23 protein-coding genes are annotated in these 25,738 nt (G+C 62.8%); 16 read left to right on the forward strand and 7 right to left on the reverse strand.

All coding sequences use genetic code 11. The features are described from left to right. Nucleotides 1-81: 81 nt before the first annotated feature. Complete coding sequence (locus tag H2LOC_RS02300) at nucleotides 82-903, forward strand: MipA/OmpV family protein (RefSeq protein WP_246206950.1); 822 nt, start codon at nucleotides 82-84, stop codon at nucleotides 901-903. A 205-nt stretch (nucleotides 904-1,108) separates the two neighbouring features. Then, the gene (locus tag H2LOC_RS02305) at nucleotides 1,109-2,386 is read left to right on the forward strand and encodes a choice-of-anchor tandem repeat GloVer-containing protein (RefSeq protein ID WP_136494910.1); all 1,278 of its coding nucleotides are present in this window, start codon (nucleotides 1,109-1,111) and stop codon (nucleotides 2,384-2,386) included. A gap of 48 nt (nucleotides 2,387-2,434) precedes the next feature. On the opposite strand, the gene H2LOC_RS02310 is transcribed toward H2LOC_RS02305, so the two are convergent. Both H2LOC_RS02310 and H2LOC_RS02315 read right to left on the reverse strand, forming a co-directional pair. Beyond that, the gene (locus tag H2LOC_RS02310) at nucleotides 2,435-3,523 is read right to left on the reverse strand and encodes a helix-turn-helix transcriptional regulator (protein ID WP_136494911.1); all 1,089 of its coding nucleotides are present in this window, start codon (nucleotides 3,521-3,523) and stop codon (nucleotides 2,435-2,437) included. A 112-nt stretch (nucleotides 3,524-3,635) separates the two neighbouring features. Next, nucleotides 3,636-4,043, reverse strand: coding sequence for a hypothetical protein (locus tag H2LOC_RS02315; protein ID WP_136494912.1), 408 nt, complete (start codon nucleotides 4,041-4,043; stop codon nucleotides 3,636-3,638). Between the two features lie 397 nt (nucleotides 4,044-4,440). Between H2LOC_RS02315 and H2LOC_RS02320 the strand changes: the two genes are divergently transcribed. After that, on the forward strand, nucleotides 4,441-5,586 hold the full coding sequence (locus tag H2LOC_RS02320) for a helix-turn-helix transcriptional regulator (RefSeq protein WP_136494913.1): 1,146 nt from the start codon (nucleotides 4,441-4,443) through the stop codon (nucleotides 5,584-5,586). 337 nt (nucleotides 5,587-5,923) lie between these two features. Here the strand turns inward: H2LOC_RS02320 and H2LOC_RS02325 are convergent, their stop codons facing one another. Continuing rightward, nucleotides 5,924-6,394: a hypothetical protein gene (locus H2LOC_RS02325; RefSeq protein ID WP_136494914.1), complete on the reverse strand. Its 471-nt coding sequence runs from the start codon at nucleotides 6,392-6,394 to the stop codon at nucleotides 5,924-5,926. Between the two features lie 431 nt (nucleotides 6,395-6,825). On the opposite strand from H2LOC_RS02325, the gene H2LOC_RS02330 reads away from it, so the two are divergent. Further along, entirely contained in the window at nucleotides 6,826-7,449 is a 624-nt protein-coding gene (locus H2LOC_RS02330) for a transglutaminase-like cysteine peptidase (protein ID WP_136494915.1), read from the forward strand. Nucleotides 7,450-7,532: 83 nt separating this feature from the next. Here H2LOC_RS02330 and H2LOC_RS02335 read toward each other — a convergent pair whose 3' ends face one another. Continuing rightward, the gene (locus tag H2LOC_RS02335) at nucleotides 7,533-8,066 is read right to left on the reverse strand and encodes a gamma carbonic anhydrase family protein (protein WP_154331546.1); all 534 of its coding nucleotides are present in this window, start codon (nucleotides 8,064-8,066) and stop codon (nucleotides 7,533-7,535) included. A 185-nt stretch (nucleotides 8,067-8,251) separates the two neighbouring features. On the opposite strand from H2LOC_RS02335, the gene H2LOC_RS02340 reads away from it, so the two are divergent. Together H2LOC_RS02340 and purH are read left to right on the forward strand one after the other, a co-directional pair. Next, complete coding sequence (locus tag H2LOC_RS02340; protein ID WP_154331547.1) at nucleotides 8,252-9,970, forward strand: heparinase II/III family protein; 1,719 nt, start codon at nucleotides 8,252-8,254, stop codon at nucleotides 9,968-9,970. 189 nt (nucleotides 9,971-10,159) lie between these two features. Further along, entirely contained in the window at nucleotides 10,160-11,752 is a 1,593-nt protein-coding gene (gene purH, locus H2LOC_RS02345; RefSeq protein ID WP_136494916.1) for a bifunctional phosphoribosylaminoimidazolecarboxamide formyltransferase/IMP cyclohydrolase, read from the forward strand. On the opposite strand, the gene H2LOC_RS02350 is transcribed toward purH, so the two are convergent. Next, on the reverse strand, nucleotides 11,749-14,289 hold the full coding sequence (locus H2LOC_RS02350) for a TonB-dependent receptor (RefSeq protein WP_136494917.1): 2,541 nt from the start codon (nucleotides 14,287-14,289) through the stop codon (nucleotides 11,749-11,751). The genes purH and H2LOC_RS02350 overlap by 4 nt on opposite strands. 351 nt (nucleotides 14,290-14,640) lie before the next feature. Here H2LOC_RS02350 and H2LOC_RS02355 point away from each other — a divergent pair, with 351 nt between their 5' ends. Beyond that, nucleotides 14,641-14,877 carry a PsiF family protein gene (locus H2LOC_RS02355; RefSeq protein ID WP_136494918.1) on the forward strand — a complete coding sequence of 79 codons (237 nt, stop codon included), beginning with the start codon at nucleotides 14,641-14,643 and terminating at the stop codon, nucleotides 14,875-14,877. Between the two features lie 151 nt (nucleotides 14,878-15,028). Here the strand turns inward: H2LOC_RS02355 and H2LOC_RS02360 are convergent, their stop codons facing one another. Further along, nucleotides 15,029-16,279: an NAD(P)/FAD-dependent oxidoreductase gene (locus H2LOC_RS02360; RefSeq protein ID WP_154331548.1), complete on the reverse strand. Its 1,251-nt coding sequence runs from the start codon at nucleotides 16,277-16,279 to the stop codon at nucleotides 15,029-15,031. Nucleotides 16,280-16,481: 202 nt separating this feature from the next. Here H2LOC_RS02360 and H2LOC_RS02365 point away from each other — a divergent pair, with 202 nt between their 5' ends. From H2LOC_RS02365 to H2LOC_RS02380, 4 genes are all read left to right on the forward strand, one after another. Beyond that, on the forward strand, nucleotides 16,482-17,624 hold the full coding sequence (locus tag H2LOC_RS02365; RefSeq protein WP_136494919.1) for a DNA cytosine methyltransferase: 1,143 nt from the start codon (nucleotides 16,482-16,484) through the stop codon (nucleotides 17,622-17,624). After that, nucleotides 17,621-18,025, forward strand: a complete 405-nt coding sequence (locus H2LOC_RS02370) for a very short patch repair endonuclease (RefSeq protein WP_154331549.1) — start codon at nucleotides 17,621-17,623, stop codon at nucleotides 18,023-18,025. The genes H2LOC_RS02365 and H2LOC_RS02370 overlap by 4 nt, the downstream gene beginning before the upstream one ends. Nucleotides 18,026-18,177: 152 nt before the next feature. Further along, the gene (locus H2LOC_RS02375) at nucleotides 18,178-18,438 is read left to right on the forward strand and encodes a type II toxin-antitoxin system RelB/DinJ family antitoxin (protein ID WP_136494920.1); all 261 of its coding nucleotides are present in this window, start codon (nucleotides 18,178-18,180) and stop codon (nucleotides 18,436-18,438) included. Next, entirely contained in the window at nucleotides 18,425-18,700 is a 276-nt protein-coding gene (locus tag H2LOC_RS02380; protein WP_136494921.1) for a type II toxin-antitoxin system YafQ family toxin, read from the forward strand. The genes H2LOC_RS02375 and H2LOC_RS02380 overlap by 14 nt, the downstream gene beginning before the upstream one ends. A gap of 113 nt (nucleotides 18,701-18,813) precedes the next feature. Here H2LOC_RS02380 and efp read toward each other — a convergent pair whose 3' ends face one another. Further along, entirely contained in the window at nucleotides 18,814-19,383 is a 570-nt protein-coding gene (efp, locus tag H2LOC_RS02385; protein WP_136494922.1) for an elongation factor P, read from the reverse strand. Between the two features lie 138 nt (nucleotides 19,384-19,521). Between efp and epmA the strand changes: the two genes are divergently transcribed. From epmA to H2LOC_RS02410, 5 genes are all read left to right on the forward strand, one after another. Beyond that, nucleotides 19,522-20,568 (forward strand): EF-P lysine aminoacylase EpmA, encoded by a 1,047-nt coding sequence (gene epmA / locus H2LOC_RS02390; protein ID WP_136494923.1) that lies wholly within the window; start codon nucleotides 19,522-19,524, stop codon nucleotides 20,566-20,568. 1 nt (nucleotide 20,569) lies between these two features. Further along, on the forward strand, nucleotides 20,570-21,241 hold the full coding sequence (locus H2LOC_RS02395; RefSeq protein ID WP_202620515.1) for an NAD(P)-dependent oxidoreductase: 672 nt from the start codon (nucleotides 20,570-20,572) through the stop codon (nucleotides 21,239-21,241). Continuing rightward, a complete protein-coding gene (locus H2LOC_RS02400; protein ID WP_136494924.1) occupies nucleotides 21,242-22,297 on the forward strand; it encodes a lysine-2,3-aminomutase-like protein in 1,056 nt (351 codons plus the stop codon). A gap of 168 nt (nucleotides 22,298-22,465) precedes the next feature. Continuing rightward, on the forward strand, nucleotides 22,466-25,132 hold the full coding sequence (locus H2LOC_RS02405; protein ID WP_136494925.1) for a DUF3772 domain-containing protein: 2,667 nt from the start codon (nucleotides 22,466-22,468) through the stop codon (nucleotides 25,130-25,132). Nucleotides 25,133-25,196: 64 nt separating this feature from the next. Next, nucleotides 25,197-25,727, forward strand: a complete 531-nt coding sequence (locus H2LOC_RS02410; protein ID WP_136494926.1) for a CAP domain-containing protein — start codon at nucleotides 25,197-25,199, stop codon at nucleotides 25,725-25,727. The last annotated feature ends 11 nt before the right edge of the window (nucleotides 25,728-25,738 follow it).

Genomic DNA, 25,738 nt, shown 5'->3' on the forward strand with positions numbered 1-25,738 from the left:
CAAGCGCGGCCTCCTCTGCTAGATTCGGCTTCTGGTCATTCGTTGCAGGAGGGTTAAGTTCCGCGAATGAAGGCGAGGATTTTGTTCTTTCTGCTGGGCGCGACCGCCATGTTTATCAATGGCGCGGCGCAGGCGGCTGACGCGGCCCCCACCCCGAAGCCGGCCGAATCGGCTCCGAAAAGCGACGACGACGGCTGGATCGTGACGGTCGGCGTTATCGGCGCCGTGGCGCCGAGCTATCCCGGCTCGGCCCATTTCCGCCCCTATCCGTTCCCGACCGTCAATATTCGCAAACTCAACGAGCCCGAGCATTTTTCCACGCCGGACGACGGTTTTGGCTTCGCTGTGGTCGACGTCGACGGCTTTCGCATGGGGCCGGTGGCCAACTTCGTGTTCCGCCGGGGCAATCGCGACGGACTGTTCGGGCTGCATCAGGTCGGCCTGACGCATGAAGTAGGCGGGTTCGCCGAATATGACTTTCTGGACCATTTTCGCACCCGCGCGGAACTGAGGCAGGGCATCGACGGCCATGAAGGCTTCGTGGCCGTGCTCGGCGCCGATGTTTTCAGCCGGGAAAACGCCGTCACCTTCTCGCTCGGACCGCGGCTCAGCTTCGGCAACAACGCCTACGCCAATTCCTATTTTTCGGTGAGCCCGGGCGAGGCGCTGCTGAACGGCCATCTGACGCCCTATCAGGCGACCGGGGGATTCACTTCCGCCGGCGGCGTCGCGACTCTGCGCTACGACATTACCCCCAATTTCAACGCGACCCTCTACACCGGCCTGCAGCATCTCGCCGGCAGCGTGGGGTCGAGCCCCATTCCGAGCATGATCGGCTCCCGCGACCAGTTCACCGCGGGCCTCTCGTTCAGCCGTTCGTTCGAGATCCGCAAATTCTGGTGATGCGGCGCCTCGCTCTATCGAGCGAGGCCGCGGGGCCGGCTGCGCCCCGGCGGGTTGATTGATCGCCACCCATAAAGTCTCCGGGCTCCAGTGGCTGCGCCTCGGCATATCCCAGCTGGGAGATGCCGGCGAGCCGCCGCTTTCGTATCTTTGGCGGAGTTTTATGGGCGAGCGGGGCGCGTTGCGCCCTGCGAAGGGGATTTCGATGAATTGGGCACCTTTTGCCGCGGCGATATTTGCGGTCCTGCCGGCTTTCGCATTGGCGGAGCCGGCCCCCAGATCGACTTTCGCCATCTCTCCGCCCAGTCCCACGGCGCCCAAGCTGACGACGGCCTATTCCTTCACTTACGGCTCAGGTTCCCATGGCGGGCTGGTCTCCGACGCCAGCGGAAACCTCTATGGAACGACGGGCGGCTCCGTCTTTAAGCTCACGCCGGCCAGAGGGAGCGGCTGGACCGCGACGGTGCTTTATCGCTTCGGAAGCGAGGGCATGCCGGGCTACATGTCCATGGCTGGCGTCACTCTGGACAACGCCGGAAACATCTACGGCACGACCTCTATGAGCGAAACGGGTTACGGTACGGTCTTCATGCTGGTTCCGCCGGGCTCGACGACCCGGGGGCCAGCCTGCGTTCCGGTTTCTCCCAATGCCATGTGCATGAGGGTGCTTTGGAGTTTCACAAACGGCGCAGATGGTGGAACGCCTTACGGCGGGGTCGTCCTCAGCGCTGGTGGAAAGCTTTATGGGACGACCACCAGCGGAGGAGCGACGCCCAACAAATGGGGTGTTGTTTTTGAACTCGATCCGGCCGCCCCTGCGGGGACCCCTCCTGTGACGCTGGTGGATTTCGGCGCGCTGCAGCCCCAGGGCGGTTATCTGGTTAGTCCGAGGGGCGACCTCGCTTACGACAATAAGACAGGCAATCTTTACGGGGTCGCTGGTTGGGGCATTTTCCAGCTCGCGCCCTCCAGTTCCTCGTGGATATTTTCAGTCCTTCACATGCTCAACTTCGACCAGAGCGAAGGCTACGATTCCCCCGGGGGAATGATCCTTGATTCAAGCGGAAACCTCTACGGGACAACCGCGGTCGGTTCTGGCGATACGGCCTATGGCACGGTGTTCAGGTTGAACAATTCTGGAGCGACGACGCCCTGGAGCCTGGATGTTCTGTACAGTTTCAACGGCGCCCAGGGCCAGGCGAGGAACCCAGAAGCCGGCGTCGCTTTCGGTCCAAAGGGAACGCTGTGGCTCACGACTCAGGCTGGGGGGGCTTCCGGCGAAGGGGCTGTCGTTCAGTTGACGCCTCCCGGGGGCGCTTGCCCGGCCGTTGCGCCGAGATGGTGCGAAACCTGGGTGGGCTCTTTGAACCTCTTCAAAGGCGCAAATTCGAACGGCGCTCCTCTATTCGTCAATGGCGTGCTTTACGCGACCACGATCAGTGGCGGAAGCGCAACGCAGGGGGCTGTCGTTCAGGTGAAATAGGCAGGTTGCCGGTTCTGCTGCGAGGCGGCGACAGGAAGCGCTCTCGACCTATTTAAGAGGAATCTTCGTCTGCGCTGCGAGCAGGGCGGCGAGTTGCGATTGACGCGCCGCCCCGGTCTTGGCGAAGACGGATTTGATCTGGCTGCGAATGGTTCCGACGGTCACGCCATGCCGCGCGGCGATCTCGTCCAGCGTCAGGCCCTCGGCCACGCCGCCCGCGACCCGCGCTTCAGCGGCGGTCAGGTCGAACAGGCCTTGAATCAGGGCGGCGTCGGGAGCGGACGGCGCCGCGAGCGGCGTCACCGCCAACACGCTGAACCCGCCTTCGAACAAATCGCGCGCAGTCCCCGTCGCCGGGATGAGGTGAACGACGACCGGATCGCCTGCCGCGCCTTTTACGGGAAAGGATCGCACGGAGCTTGCGGTCGGATCGTCGACTTCGGCGATGGCGCGCCGCAACAGCTCGTTGGCGGCGGGATCGACGAGGGCGATGCGGTCTTTGGGGAGCCACATCAGATGCGAGCGCAACCCCTCGATGAGTGCATTGGCCGCGAGCACTTTGCCTGTGGCGTCGAGAACGGCGGCGGGCAGGCCGATCATGGCGAGCGCTTCAGCGGCGGCGCGCAGCTTCTGCAGCCGCCAGCGCGCCGCGAGCAGGCCGGCGCGGGCGAGATGGGGCCGAAAAGCGTCGAGGCGGGCGAGGTCGCCGCGGGAAAAGCATTGCTGGCCGATGCGGCGGTTGACCTGCACCACGACAAAATCGCCGCTGGGCACAGGGATAGCGGTCGCCGCTGCATGGTGAAGGCCTGCCAAGGCGCCCCATTCCGCTATGAGCGGATCGGCGAGATATTCTTCTTCGGTGAACACCTCCTGCGCATCGGCGAAACCCGCACGATTCAGCGCCAGCATGCGCGCGGTCGCTTGGGTGCGCGTGGCGCCGTCTCGCATAAACTCCTCTGCTCCGGGCGCCAGAGCGGCGGAATAGCGCCAACCTAGCCAAGCGTCGCTGCGACGCGTGAGGATGATCCCGCCGGCCCCGTCAACCGCTCCGCCGAGATCGTGCATCACCTGCGGCCAGAGGTCGGCGTCGGCCGCGGCTTCGTAGATTCGGTCGACGAGGTTTTCGAAATCGGCCATGACCGCCGGGCTCGGGATGCGCTTGCTTTGGTTGTCGCAAAGTTATTCGCGTACCCCGAGCCTTCTGTCCACGAAAAGCTCTTGATCTTCTGGCATTGGCGTGTTTGCGCGGCTAATCCCTGTTTAGGGTCGTCGAGAAACACCTCGCCTCGTCAGTTTTGTTCGCTTCGCGACGAGAAAAAATTACTACTCCCTCGCATTGTTTACCTTTTGGCGCGGCGCTCAAGCCGAGAAGAAGCCCGGTACAAAATATATCGGCTTCCGTAGGCGGCGCGACCATAACCTTATCGGGCGGAGGTCCGAACCAATCCCGATCCGATACGCCTTTGGGTCTGTAAATATGATCGGTGTCGGCTTCCGCCGAATTTGCAAGGTAAAAATAATACTCGTCGGGAAAGTCCCATTTCACGCACAATAAGGCCATGTCGACCTTGATCGTGGCAGTGACCTCGCGTAGGCGCCATCCTAAAGCGGATTTATCATCCGTTAGTCGGGCAAGTGCTTCCAGAAGCGTCAACATTTTGAAGTTTCCATTGTCTGCGCCTCCTCTCGCGAGTCGGCGCCCTAAAAGCCTCAGCAATTGCGCCACTCGTAAAAAGACGCATCTCCCAAATGGGGGCACGCATGAGGATTCGCCAATTAAGCCGGCAAAGCCTCCAGAGCGGGAGCAAACAAGAAACGCCAGTCCCGTGCATGGCGTTCTGCAAAAAGACTGGGGTCTGCTATAGTTTTTTTGAGCGAAGTGGACGCCCACTTGTGACGAAAACGCGGTCAGCCGAGGAAAGTTCAAGTCTTTCTGTTTCAACCGGACCCGGAAAGACTTCAGAGCTGGTGGAGCGCCCATGGAAGCATGTCTTGCTTTCGCGGAATGCGACCTTGGTCGGGAGGAGGGCGCAGAGGTGTGGGGGTGATGGCGGATGGCGGCCGGTTTTGGAAAAGCGAACGATCTGTTCGTCGCGGCGGTTGAAGCGATTTACGGCGCAGCCGCACAGCCTTCCAATTGGGCGCGAGCCCTCGAGGCGGTCGCCGACGTCTTCGGCGATGTCGGAGCCAATCTGATATGGCGGCGCGACGACGGCAGTCTGGGGATCATCGTTTCGCCGTCGCTTCTTTTCTGTGCGGAAGAGTGGAACAAATGGCAGGATGCCGACATTCGCGCGCAGCGGGTGCACGATCGCAGCATCGCCGCCCAATTTGACGCGGTGACCGACCGCCATCTCGTCACCGCGCAAGAGGTCGAAGCGCACCCTTTCTACACACAGTTTTTGATCCCCAACGGTTTAGGCTGGCTCGCTTCGGCTCCGGTTTCTCCCGATCCCGCCGTCGTCGTCTGGATCAGCGTGCAACGCGCCAAAGCCAAGGCTTCCTTTTCCGACGAAGAACTGGAGATCCTCGCGCGTCTTGCCCGCCATGCCGAACAATCGCTTCGCCTCAGCGTGCGGCTGTTCGACGCCGAATTGTCCAAAGTCGGCATGGGGGAAGCCCTGGCGCGCCTCGGCATCGGCGTATTCGCGCTCGATTCGCTGAAACGCGTGGTTTTCGCCAATCCAGCCGCCGAGCGTGTCGTCGGCAAGGGCCTCGACATCGCGAATGGGCGCCTCTGCGCCGCTGCAAAGCATGAAACGACGGCTCTCAAATGCGAGATAGACCGCGTGATCCACGCGACGCCCGAACAAGTGGACGGCGCTCCCAAGCCGGTCCTGATCCATCGGGAAGAGCATGACCGACCGCTTGCCCTTTATGTCTTGCCTGTCACGGCGCACGGTCTCGATCCTGCCGCGGCGCAATTCCTGACCCACGCCCGCGCAATTGTTCTCGTCATCGATCCGCAAGCGGATTCCCCGGCCGATCCTGCCGTGGTGCGTGATATTTTGGGGCTGACGCTCGGCGAAGCGCGCGTGGCGGCGCTGGTGGGCTTCGGGCTTACCCCGCGGGCGGCGGCGGAACAGCTCGGCATCGCCGAGGAAACGGCGCGCGTCGTCTTGAAGCGCGTTTTTGCGAAGGCGGGCGTATCGCGCCAAAGCGAGTTGTCGGCCTTGTTGACGAAACTGGTGCTTCGCTAGAGTCTTTTCTGGACACATGAAAAGACTCCAGGTTTTCGTTTTAACGCGTTTGCCTCGCCGGTCTATTGAGGCCCGACGAACGGGGACAAATGGAAAAGGTCGGCTCGCTTGCGCGGGCCGACCTTAAAGAAAAAGGACGGGCAGGCTCCTCGCCCGGCGCCAGGAAATATGTCGCCGGCTTTGGAGGCTGTTGCAACAATTGCTCTCCGCCCCTTTTGGCGGAGTTGTTCAGAACCCCGCCTGCCGGCGCGAATTTCCGGCAATGAGCCCATCGCATGTCGCCGCGGCCTCGCCATCTCCCAAACGGGGTATGAATGGACGAATTGCCGAGGCGGGCTCAGCGGTTGCGCTGCTCCCTGACGCATTCGCGAACGAAGTCGCGCAGGGCCGTCTTGTCCAATCCCTTGGCGGCGCCCTGCTTCTTGCATTCCCGGCGAACGCCCTTTTGCGCTCGGCGGCCGAAGAAGCAGCGGGTCAGGAAGGACTCGCGATCCCCTCCTTTGAGGCCGCGTTCATTGGCTCTTTCCTGGCAGGCGTGACGAAATTGCCGGGCCTCGAATTTTGAAATGCGCGGCAAGGATTCCTTCGTCCTGAGGGATGCGGGCTCCGCGGGGTGGGTCTGCGTCTCGCTTTCCGAAGCGGGCGCCGCCGGCCCGCCCGGCCGGCTCGGGCTTTGCTCGGCGACTGCAGTTCCGCTCGCGACGAGGGTTGCGAGCAGGGCGGCGGCGAGGACGGATAAGGATTTGCCGCCGCGGATGGCGCAAGAAAGGTTCTCGCTTTTGCTTTCGTGATTCATTTCCAAGCCCATCGAGAATTCCACGCCCATCGAGAATGCGCAGGCAGAATAGCATGATTCCACGGCGCGAGTTTTTCGGTTGCGTGAAAATTACGCGAACTTGACGTGGCGGCGCGCTCGCGTTTCGTGCGGAGACGGCGACGCGTGGAGCCCCGGTTCGGCGCCCGCGTTAACGACTTGCGGCCCTCATTTTTAACCTTTGACGACGGCAAGCTTTTCGCCGCCGCCGTCGCCCTGCGGCAGCGGCGGCGAAAACAGACACAACACACTGAAAATATGTTATGTACACAGATACGTAGAATTTTACCGAGTCCGGCTACCAAAAATTATACTTACCATCCTTTGGGCTAAATTCTGAACGGATTTGCGTAAAATGCCGCCAAATTACTTTCGGCGATAGCAAATCAGGGAACCTACTCTCGTCTCATCGAATGGAGACGGGAATGTTCGGCATCATCACCAAGGCGGCTTTGGCCATCGCGCTCGCAGCCGCGGTATTTTTCGCCATCGAGGCCCCCGGCATCGCCGGATCGGATGTCGCGACCTTCGTGTCTGTGGGAGCGGACACCAGCGTTCCTTATGGATGGGTGGAGTTCTGCGCGCGCTATCGCGGCGAATGCGAAGACGACGACCGCGCCGTTCAGCCGATCGAGCTGACCCCCGCGGCGATGCGCAAGATCCAGCGGATCAACGCCTGGGTGAACAAGAACATCGTCGCCGTTTCCGACCAGGATCACTGGGGCGTCGTGGATCAGTGGGATTATCCCACCGACGGCAAAGGCGATTGCGAGGATTTCGCGCTGTTGAAACGCCGCATGCTGATCGAGGAAGGTTTTCCGCGCCAGGCGCTTCTGATGACGGTGGTCAAGGAATCCAACGGCGACGGCCATGCGATCCTGACCATCAAGACCAACCGCGGCGAATTCGTGCTCGATAATCTGAGCAACGAGGTGAAGCCCTGGACCAAAGCGCCCTATCGCTTCGTCAAGCGCCAGTCCGAGACCAACCAGAACGTATGGGTGTCGATCGGCGCGCCCACGAGCGAACCGCTCTACGTGTCGAAATAACCTGTCGGAAATTGCGCGGCGGCGTCGCCGGAGCGGGAAGCGCTCTGGCGACGCCGAAGCTGTTTTTTAAAGCCGGACGGAGCTCAAGGCTCGATGAGCTCCAGCCCCTTAGCGTAACGCCGGGCGTTTTCGACATAATGCGCAGCCGATTCGAGATTTCGCGCGGCGACGTCCGCGCCGAGTTCCCGGATCGCCTTGGCCGGCGTTCCGACGATCAGCGAATTGTCGGGGAACTCCTTGTTTTCCGTGACCAGCGCATTGGCTCCGACGATGCAGTTGCGGCCGATCCTGGCGCCGTTGAGGATGGTTGCGCCCATGCCGATGAGGCAGTTGTCGCCGATCGTGCAGCCGTGCAGAATGACGCCATGGCCTATGGTGCAATCGGCTCCGATATCGAGCGGAAAGCCCATGTCCGTGTGAAGGATGCAGCTTTCCTGTATATTGGTCCGCGCGCCGACGGCGATCCATTCGTTGTCGCCGCGAAGCACGCAGTTGAACCAGACGTTCGCATCTTCCTCCAGCGCCACCCGGCCGATCAGCACGGCGCCGGGGGCCACCCAAAAGCGCCCGGGCGAAGGCAGACGGGGCGGGATTCCGTCGATTTTGTAAAATGGCATTTCTTTCGCCTCTCGATTCGGGTCAGACCTTGCCATTTTCGCGCCGGCTGGCAAAGCCCGGTCTGGTTGGTCAAGAAAATACCCAATAGTCCCATGACGATGTGAGAATCGTTCTAAATTGTGCGACATAGACTTTCATACTTGCTCACGGCGGCTTCGGCGGCCGCGCACTTCATGGAGGCTGAATGCAAGAGCAGTTGCGGATGCTGCTGCGGACGGCGGCCCTGGCCGCCGAAGCCGTCGCCGCGCGCGCGGCCGCTCCCTATCAGGCGGCGCAGGGATTGCGAATCAAGCAGCCGACGCGGCTGCGTATTGCGCCGGACGACATCCGCACCGCGGACGCGACCGTGGCCGAGGAAATCTACAACGGGTATTTTTCCTTCGACGGCAAGGTCGTCAATGCGCGCGGCCGTTCGCCTTTCCTCCTCGATCCCCCGAGCGCGGCCTGGCGGCGCTCGCTGACCGGCTTCACATGGCTGCGGCATCTGCATGTTTCGGACATGCGTCTTGCGCGCGAAAACGCGCGCGCCCTGGTTGCGGAATTCATCGAACTCGGGCCGATTTCCCAACGCGATCCGGCGTCCGAGCCCGCCGTGGCCGCGCGGCGAACGCTCTCGTTTCTGGCTCATTCGCCGCTGCTGCTCGATGGCGCGGAGCCGGAATTCTACGACAGCTTCATGGCGGCGCTGACCCAAGCCGCGAAGTCTTTGTCCCAGGCGCTTCTTCAAGGCCGCGCGCGCGCCCACGACCGCTTTTTATGCGCTCTGGCCCTGCTGGAATTCGCCATTTGCGCCGACGCTGACGCGCAGCTGCAGTCGCGGATAACAAGGCTTCTGATGCAGGAACTGGAGCGCCAGATCCTCGCCGACGGCGGCCATATCAGCCGAAACCCCAGGATACTCCTGGAGCTTCTGCTCGATCTTCTGCCGCTTCGCCAGCTCTACGCCGCGCGGGGTCTCAATCCGCCGAAAGCCCTGCTCGGCGCCATAGATCGCATGATTCCGATTCTGCGCCTGCTTCAGCACGGCGACGGTTCGCTGGCGCTGTTCAACGGAATGGACGCCACGGCGCCGGGCAAGCTCGCCGCCATCTTCATGCATGAGGCGCCAGATCCCACGCCGCTGGACGCCCTGGAATCGGGCTATCGCCGTTTATCCGCGCGGGACTCGCTGGTGATCGTCGACGCCGGAGGATCGCCGCCCAAAGAATTTTCGCGCGCGGCCCATGCCGGAGCCCTGGCTTTTGAATTCTCGCTCGGCGCGGAGCGCGTCGTGGTCAATTGCGGAAGCCCCGGCGTCCAGCATGAATTCGCGCGCGAATCCGCGCGCCTCAGCGCCGCCCACTCGACCCTTGTCCTCGATGAACGCTGCAATTGCCAAATTGCGCCTTTGTCCGACCGGAAATCGGCGGGCTTGATCGTCGCCGGACCCGGCGAGGTGCGGGCCGAACGGCGGCGCTCGAGTTCGGGCGAAGTCCTCGAACTCGCGCATGAAGGCTACGCCCGCCAGTTCGGCATGATTCACCAGCGCACTCTGGCCCTCACCGACGACGGCCGGCGTTTCATCGGCGAGGAGCGTCTTATCGGGACGCCCTCGCCAGCTCCTTTCTCGCCGCGCGAATTTGCGCTCCGGTTCCATCTGCATCCGGCCGTCCGGGCGGAGAAGGCGGAAGAAAGGAAAATCGTGCTCACCCTGCCCAGCGGCGCGCTCCTGTTGTTCGAGGCCTCCCATTTCTCGCCGCAGATCGAGGAGAGCCTGTTCTTCGCCGCGCATGAAGGGCCGAGAAAAACCGCTCAGATCGTCATTTCGGGCCCGGCGTCGCAGAAAATGCGGCTACGCTGGACGTTCAGGCGGATCGAGCAATTTGAGAGAGGCGAGGAAGGGGCTCAGGTTTCGGCTCCCTGAAATTCATGGTAGGGCGGTGGCCGCCGCGCCAGGGGCTCGCATCGCCGAGATTCCCCGCCGCAAGCCGCCACGAGAGCGTGTTCCCAAAAAGTGCGAAGCGGTTTTTGGGAACATGCTCCGTCAATGAGATTTGGAGCGCGTTCGACTGCGTTTGAACCGAACGCGCCGTAGCACAACCCAGGAAATCAAATGCCTGTCGATCTGCGTCCCGTCGCCCGCGCTTTGCTCTCCGTTTCGGACAAGACCGGTCTTGTCGAGTTCGCCCGCGCGCTGGACGCGCAAGGGGTCGAGCTGGTTTCGACCGGCGGCACGCGCAAGGCGCTGGCGGATGCGGGGCTTGCGGTGAAAGACATCGCCGACCTGACGCATTTTCCGGAAATGATGGACGGCAGGCTGAAAACGCTGCATCCCAAGGTCCATGGCGGCCTGCTCGCGATCCGGGAAAACCCCGAGCATGAAGCCGCGATGCTGGCGCATGACATCCGCCCCATCGACCTGCTGGTGGTCAATCTCTATCCGTTCGAGGCGACGCTGGCCAAGGGCGCTCCCTTCGAGGAATGCGTCGAGAACATAGACATAGGCGGCCCGGCCATGATCCGGGCCGCCTCGAAGAACCACAACGACGTCGCCGTGGTGGTCGACCCGGAAGATTACGCCGCCGTCGCCGCGGAACTTGCCGCCAACAAGGGCGCGACCACGCTCGCGACCCGCAAGAGACTGGCGCAAAAGGCCTTTGCCCGCACGGCGGCCTATGACGCCGCCATTTCCAACTGGCTGGCCGGCGAACTTCGGGAAGAAGCCCCGGCGTGGCGGGCGATCGGCGGAAAGCTGGCCCTGCCGATGCGCTATGGCGAGAACCCCCATCAGGCGGCGGGGTTCTACATCACCGGAGACAAGCGTCCCGGCGTCGCCACCGCCCGCCAGCTGCAGGGCAAGCAGCTCTCGTACAATAATATGAACGACACCGACGCCGCCTTCGAATGCGTCGCCGAGTTCGACCCTGCGCGCACGGCGGCCGTGGCCATCATCAAGCACGCCAATCCTTGCGGCGTCGCCGAAGGAGCGACGCTCGAGGAAGCCTATGTCAAAGCCCTTCGCTGCGATCCGGTTTCGGCCTTCGGCGGCATTGTGGCCCTCAACCGGCGGCTCGATGCGGCGGCGGCGCGCAAGATCGTGGAAGTCTTCACCGAAGTCATCATCGCGCCCGACGCCGACGAGGAAGCCATCGCGCTCGTCGCCGCCAGGAAGAACCTGCGGCTCCTGCTGACCGGCGGGGCCCCCGATCCGCGCGCTCCCGGCTTGACCTTCCGCTCGGTGGCCGGCGGTTTTCTGGCGCAGAGCCGCGACAATGCGGTGGTGGACGACATGGCGTTGGGCGTCGTGACCAAACGCGCGCCGACCGAACGCGAACTGGCCGATCTCAAATTCGCCTTCCGGGTGGCCAAGCACGTCAAGTCCAACGCCATCGTCTACGCCAGGGACGGCGCCACCGTCGGCATCGGCGCAGGACAAATGTCGCGCGTGGATTCCTCCCGCATCGCCGCACATAAGGCGGGCGAGGCCGCCAAGGCCGCGGGGCTCGCCGAGAGCCTCGCCATAGGCTCGGTGGTGGCCTCGGACGCCTTTTTCCCGTTTCCCGACGGCCTGCTCGCCGCGGCGGAAGCGGGGGCGACCGCGGTCATTCAGCCGGGCGGATCGGTCAACGACAAGGATGTGATCGCCGCCGCAGACGAAGCCGGCCTCGCCATGGTCGTGACCGGCGTGCGCCACTTCAGGCATTAGAAAGTGACGGACGAAGTGACGCCCAGGAGGCGCGGCCCCGACGTCGAGACGCCTACGGTGGTCGGCGCCCCGCTGGCGCCGGGGGACCAGGAGGTCCAGGCTCTGTTGTCGAAGAGATTCTTGCCCCAGAGCGTCACCTGGACGCGTCGATCGTCGGTATGAAGCCCAAAGCCCGCGTCGAACATGACATAGGCCGGCTGCCAATATTGAATAAGCGACCAGGGGTTGGTGTATTGCTGCTTATTGTACCAGCTCGCATTGGTGTAGTGAAAGAGCGTGTAATTCTGCTCGCCCAGCCAGCCGCCGAGGCCTGCGAGCGCGCGCCCGACCGGCACATGGTAGGCGTAGCCGCCATTGATCTGCCACCAGGGCAGGCCAGTGACCCGCGTGTTTGAAAGCGAGAGTGTCGCCGGGGCCCCGCTGAAGGTCCAGTCCGTCGGGGATGGCGAGTCCGGATAGCTGACATATCGCGCCTCGGTGTAAGCGCCGTTCAGATTGAAGGTAAGCTCTTCGATCGGAGACCATTGCTGCACGAATTCGATGCCGCGCAGCCGCATATGAGGCACATTGCCGAGATAGGACTGAGTGACGAGCACAGGCGAGGTGGCTATCGTCCTGGTCTGGGTGGCCTGAAAATTAAAGAGATCGTTCCAATAGAGGTTGATGTTGGAAATCAGCTTGCCGTCGAACCAGTTGGTCTTGGCGCCGAGTTCATAGTCCCAGGAAATCTCGCCCTTGGTGAAGGGCGGAGAGAAAGTCGCCAGGGTAAAGGTCTTGGCTGCTTTGTCATAGGATGCGACGTCGGTGCCTGTGGAGTTGACGGCCCCCGCCTTGTCGCCGCGGCCGACGAGCGCATAGAGCAGGACATTCTCGTTCAGCTGATATTGCGGATTTAGAATGCCGGTGACGCCGTTGTGGAAATGCGTGAAGCCCCCGGAGTCGGACGGGAAATACCCGCCGGCCGCGGCCATCGCAAAGGCCTGCTGCGCGGGCGTGATCGGCAGGCCATAGTACCAGGGCGTCTGGAATTTGGTCGCTTTGTAGCGATCCTCGTAGCTGTCGCGCAGGCCGAAGGTGATGGCGGCCTGCTCGGTGGCATGCCACGTGGCCTGCCCATAGGCCGCGGCCTGGAAATCGCCTGCCTTCGTGAGCCACCACGGCCTGAGGCCGGGAAGCGCCCCCGGATATCCGAGCCAGGCCGCCGAGTTGTAGCCAAATTCCCAGTGATGCATGCGATCCTGAGCCGCCTCGTAATAGGTGAAGAGGCCGGTCGTCCATTCGATCGGCTGATCCTTCGGCGAGGAAAGCCTGAACTCCTGCGACGTCTGCAGCGCATAGGTGTCCATGCCGGCCGAACCGAAACCGAGCTCGAGCAGCTGGTTGTCGGAGTAGCCAAATTGGCGGAAGGCGTCATAACCAACGGCGGATATCGACTTGAAAGTGTTGTCGCCGACCTGCTTGCTATAGGTGTTGGTGAGCATGAGCGAATGCGCAGGGTCGCGACCCTGGCGCGCGATATAGGGCGTGTTGGGGTCGATGGTAAGCACCGGCCAATGAAGCTTGGCCCACATGTTCTGGAAGAAACTGCTCTTTGGAAGCGTCAGATTGGCGTAAACGAGGCTGGTGTCGCCAACCGTGCCGGTGAGATAAGAGTTGTGCTCGTTCGAGCCATTATAGGTGAAGCTGAGGCGGTCGCTCCAGTCGTCGCCCACGCCGAGAAGCTGCGCATGCAACCCGGCGCGGTTGATTTCTTGATACGTTGAGCCGCTGTAGCCGTCGCGGTAATAGCCGTCGCCATGGTTGATATATCCCGCGAAGCGATAGGCGAGCGTGTCGGGGATCAGTGTTCCTGTCGAATTGAGGGTGTCCCTCGTGCGGTTGTAGGTTCCATAGTTGACGCTGACGGTCGTCTTGTCTTCAAACGACGGCAGTTGCGTATGGAAGATGAGCGAGCCGACGTTGGTGTTCTTGTTTCCCGCCGTGCCCGTCGGGCCGTACAGGAGCTCAACGGAGCTGACGTCGACGAGATCTCCCCACTGAAAGCCCGGGAAGGCCCAGTAGACGTCGTCGACCACATAACCCGTATCCGATTGGTACCCAGTACCCCCCGATCCCGCGATTCCGACGCCGCGGATAGTCATGCGGGAGGCGCGCGGCTGTCCGATATTCGGCCGATAGCCTGCGACATAATGAGAGACGTCGGTCAGATTGTCGATCTGCTGGTCTTTTATGGTGGTGCTGGTGATCACATTGCCCGACTGCGGCGTCTTGGTGAGCACCTCCTGCTTCAGCTTCTCTCCTGGGCCATCTCCATGATGACCGTGCCCTCCGAGGCCGACTTGGATGTCGGCGACAGTCGCCGTTTCAGTCTCGTCGCCGCCACCTCCAGGCACCCCCACATGCCCCTCATGCGCTGGGCGCTCTTGCGATTGGGCGTGGGCCGACGGGTCGGACGACCCGAGCGCCAGTCCGTAGATAACGGCGGCGAAGGAGGCGGTGGAGAGCTTCAAATTTTTCAGGGAACGTCGCCTTATCATCCATTTCCTCAATTCAAAAAGAGACTGCAAGAAGCATAATCCTACTAAATTGGTAGAGTCAAAGCGGGAGATGTCCGCGAGAATTGCAGATTCTAGGCTGTGATACTAATCTAACTTATTGAATTAAATGAGTTTATTTTTACAGAGGCGCCGGTGTGTTATAAAAGAGACATCTAGTAATAATATCAAAATAGTGTATTAATGGGGCGCATTCAGCCGCTCGGCTGCGAAAGAGATTTCCGACGCCGCCCTGGGCCGATAGCCGAGCGTCGGCGCTTCATTCGCCGTTCAGGCGCGAGGCCCTAGTTATTGAGGCGGACTTTTCGGCCTTCCTCAGCCAGGGATAAAAACATGCGCTTCAAGACAGCTTTTACCGCTCTCATTGTGACCGGGCTTCTCGGCCTGAATGGCGCCATGGCGCAGACCGCAGCGCCGGCTTCGCCCGGCGGCGCCGAACAATCCGCCGCGCCGATGGATAAGAAAGCGATTTCAAAGGACTGTTCGGCGCAGGCGGACGCCAAAGGACTCCATGGCAGGGCGCGCCATAAGTTCAGGTCCGAATGCCGGAAAGCCGGCGGGAAGATGTAGTCGGGTTGGTTCGCTGTTAGTATAGTTGTAGAAATATGTATTATAGCTCGTCATTGCGAGCGAAGCAAAGCAATCCAGAGCCACGCCAATGCCGTGAAGACTTCTGCTGGATTGCTTCACTTCGCTCGCGGTGATGGTCGTTGCTTCTCTTTCACTTCATGAACCGTTCCGCGCCATAAGGCTTCGGATCGGTGAAAGGCGTTTCGCCCGTCATCATCTCGGCCAGCAGGCGCCCGCATACGGGGCCGAGCGTGAAGCCGTGGTGTTCATGGCCGAAATCGAACCAGAGGCCCTGATGGCGCGGGGCCTTGCCGACGATCGGCAGCATATCGGGAAGGCAGGGGCGGCATCCCTTCCAGGGCTTTGCGTCCAGCCGCTCGCCGAGCGGGAACAGCTTGCGCGCGATGGGTTCGGCCCGGTCGATCTGCACCGGGGTCGCCGGCGCGTCGCGCAGCGCGAATTCCGCCCCGCTGGTCAGCCTTATTCCCCGCGTCATCGGCGCCAGCACATAGCCATTGTCGGCGTCGAGCACCGGACGGCCGAGCTTCGCGTCATGCAGCGGGGCGTAATGCATGTGATAGCCGCGCTTCACGGCCATCGGAAAATCATAGCCGAAGGCGCGATAGACAAGGTCGGACCATGGCCCCATGGCGACGACGAGGTCGCGCGCCAAAAGCGGGCCTTCATGGGTGGCGACGCTCCAGCGTCCGTCGGTCGATTCCTGCAGTCCATGCGCGTCGCCGGTGAGGAAACGCCCGCCGCGCGAAACGAACAGATCCGCATAGACCTGCGCCACGCGGCTGGGATCGTCGACCGAGGCCGGATCGAGGTAATGGACGCCGCCGACGCCGCCGGTGAGATCTGGTTCTCGCCGCGCAAGCTCCGCTGCGTCCAGAGTGTCGATCTTCAGCCCATAGGCGCGCAGTTTCTCCGCCTCCGCCGCTCCCGCATCCAAGGTCTGCCGGCTGCGATAGAGTTTGATCCAGCCGGTCTTGCGCAGCATGTCCCTGGCGCCGGCGGCGTCGATCAGAGCTTCATGCTCGATGAGGCTCCGCTCGATCAGCGGCCTTATCGCGGCGCTGTTCCTGGCGGCGCGGCCCGGCGCGCTTTCGCGGTAGTAGCGCCACAGCCAGGGAGCCACCGAGGGCAGGGCGGAAATATGGTAATGCGCCTCGGGCAGCAGGTTGAAGGCGTAGAGGATCAGCTTTCCCGGGTCCTGCGGGAAGAGATAAGGGAAAATCGAAGCGCGCTCGATCAGCCCGGCGTTGCCGAAGCTGGTCTCCAGCCCCGCGGCTCCGTGGCGGTCGACGAGAACGACGTCGCGTCCCCGCGCCTGCAGATGGAGAGCCGCCGATACGCCGACCATTCCGGCTCCGAGAACTGCGACATCCGCATCGCGCATTGATCTCTCCTGCAAAAGCGTCGGTTATTATATGGCGTTATGCTGGGACGGCGCCATGCGCGCCGACGCCTCACCCTTCGAGACGCCCGCTCGGCGGGCTCCTCTGAATGCGGACGCCGACCGTCTCATCCTGAGGGCGCCGAGCGGCTTCGATCTTTGCGCGCGATCGGTTACTTTTTACAAAGGAAGCTGAGTCGCGGAAATGAACAGGCCGACGTTCTACGAATTTTTCGCCGGGGGCGGGATGGCGCGGGCGGGGCTGGGTTCTTCCTGGCATTGTCTCTTCGCCAATGATTTCGACCACAAGAAGGGCGAGACCTATCGCGCCAATTGGGGCGCCGACGCGCTGCATATCGGCGACGTCCGCACAGTCCAGCCTCAGCAATTGCCGGGCCATGCCGATCTGGTCTGGGCTTCCTTTCCCTGTCAGGATTTGTCGCTCGCGGGCGCGGGAGCGGGGCTCGCCGGCGCGCGCAGCGGAACCTTCTGGCCCTTCTTCGATCTGGTCAGAAAGCTTCGCGCGGAAGACCGTCAGCCGCCGCTGCTTGCTTTGGAAAATGTCTGCGGCGCGCTGACCTCGCATGGCGGCGAGGATTTCACCAAAATCTGCCAGGCGCTGGCGCAGGAAGACTATCGCTTCGGCGCGGTGGTGATCGACGCGGCGCTGTTCCTGCCGCAATCGCGTCCGCGATTGTTCATCATCGCGGCGCGAAAGGATATCGCGCTCTCGCCGCAGCTGTTGGGGCAGGGGCCTTGCGCGCCTTTTTCGACGCCCGGGCTCATTGCGGCTCAAGAGCGGCTTCCGCAAGAGCTGAAATCGAACTGGCTATGGTGGCGCCTGCCGCCGCCGCCGCTGCGCAATAGGGGGCTCGCCGACATCATCGAGGACGAACCGCGCGATGTCCGCTGGCATTCGCCGGAGGAGACGCAGGCGCTGATCGCCATGATGAGCGAGGTCAATCTCGCCAGGATCGCCGTGGCGAAGACAGCCGGGCGGCGCATGGTCGGCACCCTCTATCGCCGCACCCGCGGCTCGGGCGACGAAAAAACCCAGCGCGCGGAGGCGCGCTTCGACGGCCTCGCCGGCTGCCTGCGCACGCCCTCGGGCGGCTCCAGCCGGCAATTCGTGCTCATTGTCGAGAAGGGCCGGGTCCGCTCGCGGCTGATGTCGGCTCGCGAGACCGCAAGGCTGATGGGCCTGCCCGACGAATATATCCTGCCGCAAAGATATAACGAGGCCTATCATTTGACCGGCGACGGCGTGGTCGTCCCGGCGGTGCGGCATCTGGCCGAACATGTGCTGGAGCCGTTGCTGCGCGGTATTCGGCTGCGCGTCGCGGCGTGACCGCCGAGGACCCCGAAAAACGCTCCGCCATCATGCGGGCGGTGAAATCGCAGGATACTTCGCCGGAACTCGCCGTGCGGGCGCTGCTGCGGCGCTTTGCGCCCTTTTACCGGCTTCAGCGCAAGGATCTGCCCGGCAAACCCGACATCGCCTATATCGGCCGAAAGCGCGCGATCTTCGTGCATGGCTGCTTCTGGCACGGGCATGACTGCGCCCGCGGCGCGCGAACGCCCAAGGCCAACGCCGATTACTGGAAGGCGAAAATCGCCCGCAACCGCGCCCGCGACGCGGCCAATTTAGAGAAGCTGTCGGCGCAGGGCTGGCGTTCTCTCACCGTGTGGGAATGCGAATTGAAGGACAGGGACGCGCTGGAAAAGAGGTTGCGGGAGTTTTTGGAGTGAGGGGCGTTGGGGAAAATACAGTCGGTAGCTTTCGCAAGTTGGGTCTCGGAGCCTACCGTCTTCTCCAATATTCCCCGCCTTCCTCTCTTTCGCTCGTCTTTCATGAAATCCGGGCCATGCTGGGCCACAGTGTAGCCCAAGGAGTTCGCCCCATGACCAACACGACCGTTCGCGCTCGGATCGACGAGCAAGTGAAAGAAGAAGCTGCTGCTGTGCTGGCGTCGATAGGGCTAACCGTGTCCGATGCGTTCCGGCTCATGATGATGCGGATTGCAAAGGACAAGGCTTTGCCTTTCGAGCCTCTGGTTCCTAACGCCGAAACCGTCGAAGCGATGAAGGCGGCGAGGCAGGGCGCATTGGCGAAAGCCGGAACTCCCGACAAGTTGCTCGCGAGCCTGAATGCAGGAGATTAGATACACCTCCCGTTTCAAACTATCGGCGGGAACAATCTGGAGTTTCGCCAAGAAAATCGACAAGCTGCTTATGGACGCGGTGAGCCTCCTGGCGGTCGACGAGGCGTTGCCGCGCAGCTATTTCGATCATGAATTGACGGGCGAGTGGAAGGATTTTCGGGACTGCCATTTACGCCCCGATCTCATCCTCATTTACCGCAAGCCCGACGACAATAGGCTTGAACTCGTGCGCCTCGGTTCCCACAGCGAAATTGGCTTTTAAGAAATTCGATCATTCGTTGCGCCATAATACACGGACGCCATTGTCATGCCGCCCGTGTTGGCTGGGTAGCGGGCCTCCTCCCCTTTTCCCGAGGGAAGGAAGCCTGGATAAGCTCAATCCTTCGCGCGTTCGACGTAGGTTCCGTCCTCGGTCTGGACCACGACCCTTGTGCCGGTCTGGATATGCGGCGGCACCATCACGCGGGCGCCGTTGCTGAGCTTGGCGGGCTTATAGGACGAAGACGCGGTCTGGCCCTTCATGGCCGGCTCGGTCTCGGTGATTTCGAGGGTCACGCGCGGGGGCAACTGGATCGCCACTGCGACGCCGTTGAAGATCGAGAGAATGCAGACCATGTTCTCCTGGAGCCATTGGGCCTGATCGCCGATGACGTCCTTGGAAACGGCTACCTGCTCGAAATTCTCCTGATTCATGAAGGTGAAGCCGTCGTCGTCCGAATAGAGATAGGTGTAGTCCTGATCTTCGACGAAGGCGCGCTCGACCTGCTCGGTGGTCTTGTAGCGGTCGGTGGTCTTCACGCCGTCCGAAATGCGGCGCATGTCGATCTGGGTCGTGGGCGTGCCCTTGCCCGGGAAAAAGCTTTCCGCGCTCAAAACGACATAAAGCTGGCCGTCTTCTCTCTCGAGAATATTGCCCTTGCGGATCGAACTGGCGATGACTTTCACGTTTTTTTCCTCGATTGCTGCGGCGGTCCCGTCTGGTCTATGAACGGGCTAAAATCATGTGCGGTCTAAAACCACACTTCGCCCGTCCGGGCAAATATTTGCCGGCGGGCTTCGCCCTAACGCTTTGGATGGCCCCAAATGACCCGCGCTTCGCCCTGGTGGGACAGGCATGTTTATGCCGATCGGAAGCCTTTTCTCAAGGCGCGCGCACGCATCGCAGCCGCGATTCGGCATTTTTTCGGCTCGGAGGGGTTCACTGAGGTCGAAACTGCCGCGCTTGCGGTCTCGGGCGGCAACGAGGCTCATATTTCTCTCTTCGGGGTGGAGCTGATCGGCCCCGACGACGAAAAAAGCCGGCTCTATCTGCATTCTTCCCCCGAATTCGCCTGCAAGAAGCTGCTGGCGGCGGGCGAGGAAAAGATTTTCACTTTCGCCCGCGTATTCCGAAACCGCGAGCGCTCCGCTCTGCACCACCCGGAATTCACCATGCTGGAATGGTACCGGGTGCGCGAGCCGGTCTCGCGCCTGATGGAGGATTGCGCGGGTCTGCTCGCGACCGCCGCAAAGGCCGCAGGGACCGACAGTTTCGCGTGGCGGGGCAGGGTCGCCGATCCTTTCGCGGAGCCCGAGGTCCTCACCCTGTGCGAGGCCTTCGGTCGCTACGCCGATATGGATCTTGCGGCGCTCCTCGAGGATCGCGACGCCTTCGCCAGGGCGGCGGAGCGGGACGGCGTGAGGATCACGGAAGACGACGACTGGTCAGATATCTTCAGCAAGGTCCTGTCCGAGAAGATCGAGCACAGGCTCGGCAGCGGGAGAGCCACGATACTGTCCGATTACCCGGTGAGCGAGGCCGCGCTCGCCCGTCCCAAAGACGACGACCCCCGCTTTTCCGAGCGCTTCGAGCTTTATGTCTGCGGGGTCGAGATCGCCAACGGCTTCGGCGAACTGACGGATCCCGCCGAGCAGCGCCGCCGTTTCGTCGCCGAGAACGACGCGCGCCAGCGCATCTATGACGAGCCTTATCCGATCGACGAGGATTTTCTTTCCGCGCTTGCCGTCATGCCGCCCGCCAGCGGAATCGCGCTCGGATTCGACCGGCTGGCGATGCTTGCCGCCGGGGCGACGCATATAGAGGAGGTTTTATGGACTCCGGTTCCGGAGCGGGGAGAGGGCAGCGTTTGAAATGAATGCAGTTGTTGAAGTAACATCCCAGGTTCCCGCAAAGCTGAAAATTTTGGTGGTCGGCGCCTCCCGCGGCATCGGGCTCGAGGTGGTCAGGGAGGCTTTGGAACGGGGGCACGAAGTGACGGCGCTTCTGCGCGATCCCGCCAAACTCGCGATGAGCCATCCGAACTTGAATAAGGTTCAGGGCGATGTGGGCAATCTCGCAGACCTTCGCGCCGCGGTCGTCGGCAGGGACGCGATCTGTTCCTGCGTCGGCATTGGCCCGACCAGGAAGCCGGTCGATATTTTCTCGCGGGGCGCGCGTAATATCCTTGCCGCCCTGGAGGGCGCGCCGAAAGCGCGATTTGTCTCGGTGACCGGCGTCGGCGCGGGGGACAGCCGCGGCCATGGCGGATTCCTTTACGACAAGATCTTCCAGCCGCTGCTGCTTCGCACGATTTACGCCGACAAGGACCGCGAGGAAGAGCTGATCAAGGCGTCTTCCGCGAATTGGATGATCGTGCGGCCGGGATTCCTCACCGATGGGCCGCGGACCCGCCATTATCGCGCGCTCGTGGATATCAACGGCGTCACCGCCGGAAAGATCTCGCGCGCCGATGTCGCGGATTTCATCGTCGACCAGTTGGAACGTCCCACCTTTTTTGGGCAAACTCCCTTGCTGATCTACTAAATGACGCTGGCTCCGCCCGGAATAAAAAAAACGCTCGTCAGCGTCGATGATCTGGCGGTCGCCGGCCTGGCAGGGCCGACCCCGGAGTTGCTTGAAGTGGAGAGGCGTTACAGCGTCGCCGTAACGCCCCAGATCACGGATCTGATCGACCGCGGCGACCCCGACGACCCGATCGCGCGGCAGTTCCTGCCGGACGCACGCGAGCTGATCGAGAGCGCAGGCGAGCTGCAGGACCCTATCGGCGACGACGCCCACAGCCCCATGCCGGGGCTGGTGCACCGCTACCGCGACCGGGTCCTGCTCAAGCTCATCGGCGTCTGCCCGGTCTATTGCCGCTTCTGCTTCCGGCGCGAGGTCGTCGGGCGCGGGAAGGGCGGGTTGCTGGAGGAATCGGCGATCGACGCGGCCATGAGCTACATCGGCGGGCGCCCCGAGATTTTCGAGGTCATACTGACCGGGGGCGATCCCTTTGCGGCCCCGGCGCGGCGGCTGCGCCTCGTTTCGGAACGGCTCGCGGAGATAGAACACGTCGCCTTGTTGCGGGTCCACACAAGGGCGCCGACGGCGGCCTCCGATCTCGTGACCGATGCGCGGCTGGGCGCCCTGGCCGCGGGCGGCAAGGCGCTACATGTCGCACTGCATGTCAACCATGCGCGGGAACTCGACGCCGCCGCTCGCGCCGCTATAGAGCGGCTGCATCGCGCCGGGGCTTCGCTCCTGTCCCAGACCGTGCTGCTCAAGGGCGTGAACGACGATCCCGCTACGCTGGAGACGCTGCTGCGCGCTCTCGTTTCCCTGCGGGTGAAGCCCTACTACCTCCACCATCCCGACATGGCCAGGGGAACCGGGCATTTTCGCCTTTCGCTGGATCGGGGCCGGGAAATCTACGCAGAACTCGCAAGGCGCATCGGAGGCCACAGCCTGCCGCGATATGTGCTCGATCTCCCCGGCGGCTTCGGCAAGATTCCCGTGGAGAGCCCTCATCTCGTTCGGATGGGGGAAGGCCGCTGGCGCGTGGTGGACCGGTTCGGAGCGGAGCGCGACTACGAGGATTGATTTTCCGGAGGCCGGCGCGAAGCCAAAAGAAAGCCCGTATTTCCTGCTTTGTCGCGCTGGCCCTTCGCTGCGGCGAATTAAAGAGTTGAAGCGCATCGGATCGCAAAAGCCGGTAGAGTTTTGCGAATATGCCTGCGCCGATTCGATCCACCTGCCGGATGTCATCACTTGCGACCACTGTTTCTCCGCCTCTTCACCATCCTCGGACTGGTTTTCTTCACCGCCGGGGCGCTCGCGGGCCAATCGGCGCTGCTGGTGGATAAAAGCAGCAAAGCTATCGATCGCGCGCGCTCCACGCTCGACGAGGTCGAGAAAGACCTCGGCCAGCCTGTCGTAAACGAACATCAGTTGCGGCAATTGCGCGACCGGGTCCTTCCGCTGCCCGGCGAGCTGCAGGACGTGATAGATCGGCTCACGCCTCGCCTGCAGGCGGTGGACGCCCGGCTCAAAGAGCTGGGTTCGCCCTCCGACGACACGAAGGCCTCGGCTCCGGACGTTACGTTCGCCGCGCATCCACCCGCGGCTCCGGCTCCCGCCCAACCCCCGCCGGCCGCGGCCGATAAAGCGCCGGCCGCCGGCGGGTCCAAAGCCCCGGCGAAGCCCGCCGCCGCTCCGGCCCCGGCGCCCGCCCCGGCCGCCCCGGCGCTCCAGCCTGCGCCTTCCGCGCCAGCCCCGGATTCGGCCGCGGCCGGAATCAACGCGGAATGGACCGAACAGCGCAAGCTGTACGACGAGATCGACGCCACACTGAAACGCGCCCGCGCCTTGCTGGTTGAGACGCGTCAGGTTCTCGTCACCATCGTCGCCCGCCAGCGATCCCTGTTCGCGAAGACGCTCTTCTTGCGAGCCAAGGGAATATTTTCGCCGGCGCTATGGAAGGAAGCGGCGTCCGACGCGCCTCGGACAAGCGCCGCGGCGCGAGAGTTCATCGAGGAGCGTGCGGCGAATGTGGTGAGCCGTCTCAACAGCGGCGGCAAGGTCGAGTTTCTCGCGCTCGCGTTCCTGATCCTCGCGATGATTCCGTCTTCGATCGTGTTTGCCCGGCGCGTGCTGGCGCGCACCGAGGACATTCGCAATCCCGGCAAAGATCGAATAGCCGCGGCGGCGGCCTGGACCGCTCTGGTGACTGTCTCGGTTCCGCTCCTCGCGGTGATCGCCTTCAATGCTCTCATCGAGGAGTTCAACCTCGCCGACGCCAGTGTCGAGCCCGTCCTCCAGCGGATCTACGAGGGCGTCGGAAGAGTCGCGGTGGCCTATGGATTCGCGCGCGCATTATTGGCTCCCGATTATCCGCAGTGGCGCCTCGTCAATGCGGGCGATCCGCTCGCCGCCCGGCTCACGCGGCTGGCGACTGCGGTAGCCGTCGTCCTCTCGATAACCGGCCTTATCGAGCAGATCGAGGAAACCGTGCAAGCCGCTCTCGGGGCGGTCATCGTCACGCGCGCCGTCGGAGTCCTTATTTGCGCAGTTATGGCGGCGGCCGTTCTGGCCTCCTTTCCGCAAAACGAGGAAGCGCGTTCGGACGCGCGCAGAGACTGGATCGCACTGACCCGGTTGCTGGGCACGGGCTCGGTGATCCTGGTGGTCGGGGCCTGCAGTCTCGGCTATGTGACTCTCGCCATTTTCTTCATCGTCCAGCTGTGCTGGACGCTGATCGTTGTGGGCGCCCTGGTCATCGCATTGCGGCTGACGCGCTGGGGCGTCGACGCCGCTTTCGCGCCCGCGGGCTTCCTGGGCCGCGTCGCCGTCAACATCCTCGGAGTCGACCGGCGATCCCTCGGGGCGTTCGCGGAACTGACGGCCAGCGCTTTCACGCTCGCGCTCTTTGGCCTCGCGGCCCTGTTGGTGCTGGCGTCGTTCGGTATCGAGTCGGGCTATTTCCTCGCCAATCTGCAATCGTCCTTCCTGGCGGTGAAAGTCGGCGAAATGACCGTCTCGCCCTCCAGCGTGTTGTCGGCGGCGGCGCTGTTCGCCGTGATGCTCGCCGCGACCCAGGGCCTTCGAAACTGGCTCGACAGCCGGTTCCTGCCTCTGACGCGGCTCGATTCCGGCCTTCGGAACTCGATAGGGACGAGCGTTTATTACGCGGGCTTCATTCTCGCGGCTTCAGTCGCGCTCTCACAACTCGGCATTGGTTTCGAGAAACTCGCGATCGTGGCCGGCGCGCTTTCCGTCGGCATCGGTTTCGGCCTCCAGTCGATCGTGAACAATTTCGTGTCGGGGCTCATCCTGCTGTGGGAGCGGGTGGTTCGCGTCGGCGACTGGGTCGTCGTCGGCGACGAACAGGGATATGTGAAGCGTATAAACGTGCGCTCGACCGAAATTGAAACATTCGATCGCGCCACCATGATCGTGCCCAACTCCAATCTCGTGACCGGGGTCGTCAAGAACTGGCTGCGGGGCGACAAGGTGGGGCGCATAAAAGTCGCTCTGTCTCCGAGCGCCAAGGTCGATCCCGAGCAGATCCGGGACATTCTCCTGGCCGCCGCCCGAGCCCAGGAAGGCGTGCTGCGCATTCCGGCTCCGCAGGTGATGTTCCTCGCCATGGAGTCGGACACCTTCCGCTTCGAATTGTGGTGTTTCGTCGAGGACGTGCAGCAGGCGACGCGGCTGCGCAGCGATCTGCATTTCGATCTGCACAGGCGGTTGGCGGAGGCGGGCATAAGCATCGCTCCGGAGCCTGTTCCTCCCACGGTCGTGCAGTTTCCCGGCCTTGAAAAATTCGCAGCCGCCGCCGGGGGCATCGTCGTCGAGCAAAGGCTGCTCGAAGAGGATTTCAGGAAGATCGGCGAGGAAGAGCGCAAGGAGCCGGAAGTCGCGGGGGCGCTGGGGTGAATCGCGCTCCAGAAAGTCGATGGTTCTTCATTTTTCGTGAACCCTATTGACGCAGAAAGGGCGCATGAAGCTTCGTCCGGCGTTCAAGCGCATCTGCGGAATTGGGTTTTTGCTCGCTCTCGCCTCCTGCGGCGGACCGCCGGCCGAAGCCCCGCGCGCGCCGACGCAGGGCTCGACGCCGAGCATGTATCTCTCGCTGGCGCATCCCGGCGCCGCCGTGGATGCGGAAGCGGCGCGCGACATGATCTCGCAGTATCGGGCCAACGGCGGTCTTGCGCCTTTGGCGCTGGACGAGAGGCTGCAGGAGTTCGCGCAACAGCAGGCGAAGGAAATGGCCCGACGGGGCTCGATGCTTCCCGACGCGCGCGCTTCCCTGAAGGCGCGTCTCTCGGAGCGGGGCGCGCGGCCCGGGTTTGCGGCCGAGAATGTCTCCGCTGGATACGATACGCTCGCCGAGGCCTTTTCCGGCTGGCGGCAGTCTCCACCGCACAATGCGCGAATGCTGGAGCCGAGTGCCCGAAGAATGGGCCTCGCAACGGCCTATGCGCCGGGTTCGAGATATAAAATATTCTGGGCGTTGATCCTGACCGACTGAAGGGCTGCGCC

The sequence above is a fragment of the Methylocystis heyeri genome, assembly GCF_004802635.2.
GTDB lineage: Bacteria > Pseudomonadota > Alphaproteobacteria > Rhizobiales > Beijerinckiaceae > Methylocystis > Methylocystis heyeri.

Bases quoted from the DNA above. Each gene is read 5' to 3' on its own strand.
- H2LOC_RS02305 (WP_136494910.1), top strand. From the start codon at position 1,109: ATGAATTGGGCACCTTTTGCCGCGGCGATATTTGCGGTCCTGCCGGCT.
- H2LOC_RS02310 (WP_136494911.1), bottom strand. From the start codon at position 3,523: ATGGCCGATTTCGAAAACCTCGTCGACCGAATCTACGAAGCCGCGGCC.
- H2LOC_RS02315 (WP_136494912.1), bottom strand. From the start codon at position 4,043: ATGTTGACGCTTCTGGAAGCACTTGCCCGACTAACGGATGATAAATCC.
- H2LOC_RS02320 (WP_136494913.1), top strand. From the start codon at position 4,441: ATGGCGGCCGGTTTTGGAAAAGCGAACGATCTGTTCGTCGCGGCGGTT.
- H2LOC_RS02325 (WP_136494914.1), bottom strand. From the start codon at position 6,394: ATGGGCTTGGAAATGAATCACGAAAGCAAAAGCGAGAACCTTTCTTGC.
- H2LOC_RS02330 (WP_136494915.1), top strand. From the start codon at position 6,826: ATGTTCGGCATCATCACCAAGGCGGCTTTGGCCATCGCGCTCGCAGCC.
- H2LOC_RS02335 (WP_154331546.1), bottom strand. From the start codon at position 8,066: ATGCCATTTTACAAAATCGACGGAATCCCGCCCCGTCTGCCTTCGCCC.
- H2LOC_RS02340 (WP_154331547.1), top strand. From the start codon at position 8,252: ATGCAAGAGCAGTTGCGGATGCTGCTGCGGACGGCGGCCCTGGCCGCC.
- purH (WP_136494916.1), top strand. From the start codon at position 10,160: ATGCCTGTCGATCTGCGTCCCGTCGCCCGCGCTTTGCTCTCCGTTTCG.
- H2LOC_RS02350 (WP_136494917.1), bottom strand. From the start codon at position 14,289: ATGATAAGGCGACGTTCCCTGAAAAATTTGAAGCTCTCCACCGCCTCC.
- H2LOC_RS02355 (WP_136494918.1), top strand. From the start codon at position 14,641: ATGCGCTTCAAGACAGCTTTTACCGCTCTCATTGTGACCGGGCTTCTC.
- H2LOC_RS02360 (WP_154331548.1), bottom strand. From the start codon at position 16,279: ATGCGCGATGCGGATGTCGCAGTTCTCGGAGCCGGAATGGTCGGCGTA.
- H2LOC_RS02365 (WP_136494919.1), top strand. From the start codon at position 16,482: ATGAACAGGCCGACGTTCTACGAATTTTTCGCCGGGGGCGGGATGGCG.
- H2LOC_RS02375 (WP_136494920.1), top strand. From the start codon at position 18,178: ATGACCAACACGACCGTTCGCGCTCGGATCGACGAGCAAGTGAAAGAA.
- H2LOC_RS02380 (WP_136494921.1), top strand. From the start codon at position 18,425: ATGCAGGAGATTAGATACACCTCCCGTTTCAAACTATCGGCGGGAACA.
- epmA (WP_136494923.1), top strand. From the start codon at position 19,522: ATGACCCGCGCTTCGCCCTGGTGGGACAGGCATGTTTATGCCGATCGG.
- H2LOC_RS02395 (WP_202620515.1), top strand. From the start codon at position 20,570: ATGAATGCAGTTGTTGAAGTAACATCCCAGGTTCCCGCAAAGCTGAAA.
- H2LOC_RS02400 (WP_136494924.1), top strand. From the start codon at position 21,242: ATGACGCTGGCTCCGCCCGGAATAAAAAAAACGCTCGTCAGCGTCGAT.
- H2LOC_RS02410 (WP_136494926.1), top strand. From the start codon at position 25,197: ATGAAGCTTCGTCCGGCGTTCAAGCGCATCTGCGGAATTGGGTTTTTG.